We start from the raw sequence: 5,106 nt of genomic DNA, 5'->3' as shown, positions 1-5,106 counted from the left end.
TACAAAGATACATTATATCCAAACATTTGTTGCAAAAACGCTCTTTCATAATTGTTGTCTAATGCATCAGCCTTTGCATATTTTTTTTCAAAATTTGCATTCATATTTAGCGCAACTTCATCATGTGTACAGCCATTATTTTCTGGACTGTTTAAAACATTTTCTATATTATTAATAGCAATTTCATCAATTACAATGGCGTATGTTTGAAAAACCCCATTGTCATCTTGACAAACTAACAAATAGCTTGCCATTCCTTCATTATAACTAGCTAAATTGTTATTCATTTGGTATAACGTATAGACATCGCTCCAAGAAAACATAGGATACGTGTCTAATGGATGCGTATGTATGCCACTATAAGAATTTGAACCAGTTGGTATACCTACGCTATTTGCTGTAGTTGCAGGGATTGTTGTATTTGTAGAAGCTCCAGTTGGACTCATTGCTAATGTAGCTCCCGCTTCTCCTGATGGATTTATAGCAATGTTTGGACGAAGATTATTTAGAATAGTTGGTTTTATATTTCCTTTAGTTGGATCAAAAAGTTTTTTTAATTTATCACAAGGATTTGGAAGCACCTCTAAAACTGAGCCGCTACCGCGAACTGGTCCAGTAATAACCCCTCCGCTTGTCCCAGGGCTAGTTCCTCCTGTTGCTGTACCACTTGTTCCCGCTCCTCCGCTAGATATGTCACCACCACATCCATTTAATTCATATGTGCATATCTGGTTAGGTCCATCAACTGCACCATCATCTCTTGGGCTTGTATAACAAAGGACAACAGCACTACATTTTGAGGTTAAAGTTGATTCACTATTATTTAGATTTACTTCGTAAAATTCCTTAGAGCTATTTTCAATTTCTTCTGGACTTAAACCTACCAATTCTGTTTCAGTAAAATCATATTTTACAAAATAAATACTGTAAGTTCCATCAGGTTTTGATGCAAATACTAAGTTTTCTAATTTTCCATTACCATCAGGACGAACCATCTCGAATGTATAGGAATTTTTAATTCCGTCATTAATATATATTCCGTTTTCATCATCAAAGTAGAAATTGTTTATCGAATCATAAACCATTTTGTCTAAAGCATTATTTTTAGACTTTAGATTTCTGCTTTTTATATCGTTTGCTGTTAACAAGATTTTTTGATTTAAATAAGGTGAATTTACCTCCTTTAATGATATTTTTTGAACAATAAGTCCATTTTCATTCAATGGCTTGTTGGTAAATTCTTCTTGACAACTAAAAAGCAATAATCCTGTCAGGGTAATTGCAAATAGTGATTTTAATTTCTTGAGTTTTTGTTTCATTTAGTTTGTTTTGTTAAAGGTTTGAATATAGTAAGAGAATAAAATCATGCAAAAGGTTGGGACAAGATGTAAAATTTTTTATTCTGAGCAAGAATAAGATGTTTAGTTAAAACGATTTTACGGTTTTACCATAGACTTTGTTAAAGTTTTGTTGTTTTATTCTTTCGAAAGATATGAAAATATTTTAAAAATAGGCATTCGTGCCTAAAAATAATTTTATGAATGGCACAAATTTGTATGTGCCTATAGAAATTGATAAAATATTTTTAAAAGAGTTTGGAAGAAGACTCAAAAAGCTTAGAAAAGAAAAAGGATTTTCTCAAGCTCAGTTGGCATTTGAATCAAATATTGAAATTTCGCAAATTAGTAGAATAGAGAGAGGGTTAATTAACACTACTATTGCAAACGCAAAAAATTTGTCTAAAACATTAGACGTTAATTTAAAAGAAATGTTCGATTTCTAAAATCCATTCTCCTTAAAAATCTCCTGATTTACTTCATCTATATAACTTAAAAGACTTTCTTTTCCTGTGTGTTCCGTTGCAGAAGTTACAAAGTGGTGTGGCATTTCTGCCCAATTGTTGGCAAGTAAAGCTTTGCGATAAGCAGCAACGTGTTGGTCTACTTTTCCTTTGCTAATTTTGTCAGCTTTAGTAAAGACAATACAAAAAGGTAATTCTATTTCGCCAAGGTAAGTGATAAATTCTAAATCTATTTTTTGTGCCTCGTGACGAATGTCTATCAATACAAAAGCACAAACTAACTGTTCTCTTTTCTCAAAATAATCGGTTATAAATTGCTGAAATACTTCTTTTGTTTTTTTAGAAACTTTAGCATAACCATAACCTGGTAAATCGACAAGAAACCAGTTGTTGTTTATCTTAAAATGATTTATTAATTGCGTTTTTCCTGGTCTTCCAGAGGTTTTTGCCAAACTTTTGTGATTGGTCAACATGTTTATTAACGATGATTTTCCAACATTAGATCGTCCAATAAAAGCATACTCTGGTAAGCGTTCTTGCGGACACAAACTCACAATAGAATTACTTATAATAAATTCGGCAGTATTAATTTTCATTTAATATGTTTTACGCTAAAATAGCGGTATGATTATTTTTTTAAAGACTAAGGCAGTTTTTAATGTTCGGCCTTTGTAGTTAACCATTCATCAAGCAAGCGATTAAACTCATCAGGATGTTCCATCATAGCAGCATGTCCACATTCTTCAATCCAGTATAGGGTAGAATTTGGTAGTAATCTATGAAATTCTTCAGCGACATCTGGTGGTGTAACATTATCGTTTCTTCCCCAAATAATTCCAGTAGGAACATGCATTTTTGGTAAATCCTTAGCCATGTTATGACGAATAGCACTTTTTGCGATAGTTAATGTTTTTATCAGTTTTATTCTGTCGTTTACTGTTGCGTAAACTTCATCAACAATTTCTTTTGTAGCTATAGCAGGGTTATAAAAAACACCTTCCGCTTTTTTCTTAATGTATTCGTAATCACCACGTTTAGGGTAACTGTCTCCCATAGCACTCTCGTAAAGCCCTGAGCTTCCTGTAATTACTAATCCAGAAACTCTCTCTGGGTACATTTTTGTAAAGTATAATGCAATATGTCCGCCCAATGAATTTCCCACTAAAATTACTCTATCAAAACCTTTGAAAGTAATAAAGTCTTTTACGTATCTAGAAAATGCTTTAACGTTAGTTTTTAGTATATTTTGAGTGTATAATGGCAATTGCGGAATAACTACTTTGTATCCTTTTTTAGGGAAATAATTGGCAACAGCATCAAAATTGCTTAAACCGCCCATTAGTCCGTGTAAAATTATAATCGGAGTTCCTTCCCCTGCTTCAAAATATTCGTATTTACCGTCTTTTTTTAAATTGTCCACCGTTATTCGTTTTGTCTTTAATGTGTGCAAATATAAGATTTAAATACGAAAAATGAATTGTTGTTTTCTGTAACTTATTTTTTTGTTAATAAGTCAATTGCCTTGATTTTACATTTGTTAGTTGTTAAAAAATGTAAAACTTATCAACAAAGTGGTATTTTGTGGTAAAATGTGGTAAATATTTTTTTATATTTGCTCAATATCAAATTAAAACATAACTGCTTGAATACCATTGTAGGAACATATGAATGTAAGGTTGATTCTAAAGGAAGGCTCATGTTGCCTAATCCTTTGAAGAAGCAATTGAGCGAAGCTTTGCAAGAAGGCTTTGTGCTCAAGCGTTCTGTTTTTCAGCAGTGTTTGGAATTGTATCCAATGCAAGAATGGAATTTGATGATGCAAAAAATCAATAAACTAAATCGCTTTGTAAAAAAGAATAATGATTTTATTCGTCGTTTCACGGCTGGAGTTCGAATGATAGAAATAGATGCAACTGGGAGATTATTAATACCAAAAGATTTGGCGGTTTTTGCTTCAGTTTCAAAAGATATCGTACTGTCGTCGGCAGTAAACATTATTGAGATTTGGGACAAAGATTTATACGAAAAAGCAATTGATGATTCGGTTGGAGATTTTGCAGATTTGGCAGAGGATGTAATGGGTAACGTAAATGACGATGACAATGGAATATCATAATCCAGTTTTGCTAAAAGAAACGGTCGATGGTTTAAACATTAAACCTGACGGAGTGTATGTAGATGTGACTTTTGGTGGTGGCGGACATTCGAAAGAAATTTTATCAAGACTTGGGCCTGATGGGAAACTATTTGGTTTCGATCAAGATGAAGATGCTTGGGAAAACGCTTTACCTGACGAAAGATTTACATTAATACAAGAAAATTTTAGATACATAAAAAGGTTTTTACGTTTCAACGGAATTAAGAAAGTCGATGGGATTTTGGCTGATTTAGGGGTTTCTTCTCATCAGTTTGATGTTCCTGAAAGAGGTTTTTCTACTCGTTTTGATGCCGAATTGGATATGAGAATGAGTAAGAAAAATGATTTAACAGCTTTTAATATTGTGAATGAATATGACGAAGCAAATTTGAAGCGTATTTTTTCAGAATATGGAGAATTAGGAAATGCTATAGCGATTGCGCGAGCAATTATTGAGGCTCGTGAGAAAGAAAAAATAGTAAATACTGAAGATTTAAAACAAGTTCTGGCGCGGTTTTTACCAAACAATAAAGCGCATAAAATTCTAGCGCAAATATATCAATCTATTCGTATTGAAGTAAATCAAGAAATGGATGTTCTGAAAGAGTTTTTAGAACAATCACTAGAAATTTTAAATCCAGAGGGAAGATTAAGTGTTATTTCTTATCACTCGTTAGAAGATAGATTGGTAAAAAGATTTATGAAAAACGCTTTGTTTGAAGGAGAACCTGAAAAAGATTTTTTCGGACGATTTGAAGTTCCTTTCAAATTAATTGGAAAAATGATTATTCCTTCGGCTGAAGAAATAAAAATTAACAATCGTGCCCGAAGTGCAAAATTAAGAATAGCAGAGAAGAAGTAAATATTTTAAAGTAAAAAATGAAATACGGAATTTACAACATATTAAAAGCAAAATTCTTAGTTAATGAAGATGGAGTCAAAAACTGGCAATTCATTATTTTTTTGATTTTACTTGCTATAATTATGATTGCAAATACTCATAATTACGAAAAAAAAATATACCAAATAACAGATTTAACAAATGAAGTTAAAGAATTGCGTTCAGAATTTGTAGACCGCCGTTCTGAATTAATGAAAATAAAAATGGAATCGACAGTAGCTGAGAAAATGATTGCAAAAGAAATTTTTCCTTCTTCTGTTCCTCCAA

General features: G+C 32.1%; 7 protein-coding genes. 4 read left to right on the top strand and 3 right to left on the bottom strand.

Annotation, left to right across the window (positions count from 1 at the left end; translation table 11 throughout):
• The coding region (locus ACHZC3_RS03215) for a hypothetical protein (RefSeq protein WP_394758438.1) at positions 1-1,319 on the bottom strand (1,319 nt) is incomplete at its 3' end.
• Positions 1,320-1,537: 218 nt separating this feature from the next.
• Here ACHZC3_RS03215 and ACHZC3_RS03210 point away from each other — a divergent pair.
• Positions 1,538-1,783 carry a helix-turn-helix domain-containing protein gene (locus ACHZC3_RS03210; protein WP_394758437.1) on the top strand — a complete coding sequence of 82 codons (246 nt, stop codon included), beginning with the start codon at positions 1,538-1,540 and terminating at the stop codon, positions 1,781-1,783.
• Here ACHZC3_RS03210 and yihA read toward each other — a convergent pair.
• Positions 1,780-2,397, bottom strand: a complete 618-nt coding sequence (gene yihA, locus ACHZC3_RS03205) for a ribosome biogenesis GTP-binding protein YihA/YsxC (protein WP_394758436.1) — start codon at positions 2,395-2,397, stop codon at positions 1,780-1,782. The two genes, ACHZC3_RS03210 and yihA, sit on opposite strands and share 4 nt — an antisense overlap.
• 59 nt (positions 2,398-2,456) lie before the next feature.
• The gene (locus ACHZC3_RS03200) at positions 2,457-3,221 is read right to left on the bottom strand and encodes an alpha/beta fold hydrolase (RefSeq protein ID WP_394758435.1); all 765 of its coding nucleotides are present in this window, start codon (positions 3,219-3,221) and stop codon (positions 2,457-2,459) included.
• A gap of 222 nt (positions 3,222-3,443) precedes the next feature.
• Between ACHZC3_RS03200 and mraZ the strand changes: the two genes are divergently transcribed.
• From mraZ to ACHZC3_RS03185, 3 genes are all read left to right on the top strand, one after another.
• The gene (gene mraZ, locus ACHZC3_RS03195; protein ID WP_394758434.1) at positions 3,444-3,917 is read left to right on the top strand and encodes a division/cell wall cluster transcriptional repressor MraZ; all 474 of its coding nucleotides are present in this window, start codon (positions 3,444-3,446) and stop codon (positions 3,915-3,917) included.
• A complete protein-coding gene (gene rsmH / locus ACHZC3_RS03190) occupies positions 3,892-4,800 on the top strand; it encodes a 16S rRNA (cytosine(1402)-N(4))-methyltransferase RsmH (protein ID WP_394758433.1) in 909 nt (302 codons plus the stop codon). The genes mraZ and rsmH overlap by 26 nt, the downstream gene beginning before the upstream one ends.
• Positions 4,801-4,817: 17 nt before the next feature.
• The coding region (locus ACHZC3_RS03185) for an FtsL-like putative cell division protein (RefSeq protein ID WP_394758432.1) at positions 4,818-5,106 on the top strand (289 nt) is incomplete at its 3' end.

The sequence above is a fragment of the Flavobacterium sp. genome, assembly GCF_043720215.1.
GTDB lineage: Bacteria > Bacteroidota > Bacteroidia > Flavobacteriales > Flavobacteriaceae > Flavobacterium.
Note: the sequence above shows the minus strand (reverse complement) of the source record. Positions and strands in the feature narration are given on the sequence as shown.

Bases quoted from the DNA above. Each gene is read 5' to 3' on its own strand.
- ACHZC3_RS03210 (WP_394758437.1), top strand. From the start codon at position 1,538: ATGAATGGCACAAATTTGTATGTGCCTATAGAAATTGATAAAATATTT.
- yihA (WP_394758436.1), bottom strand. From the start codon at position 2,397: ATGAAAATTAATACTGCCGAATTTATTATAAGTAATTCTATTGTGAGT.
- rsmH (WP_394758433.1), top strand. From the start codon at position 3,892: ATGACGATGACAATGGAATATCATAATCCAGTTTTGCTAAAAGAAACG.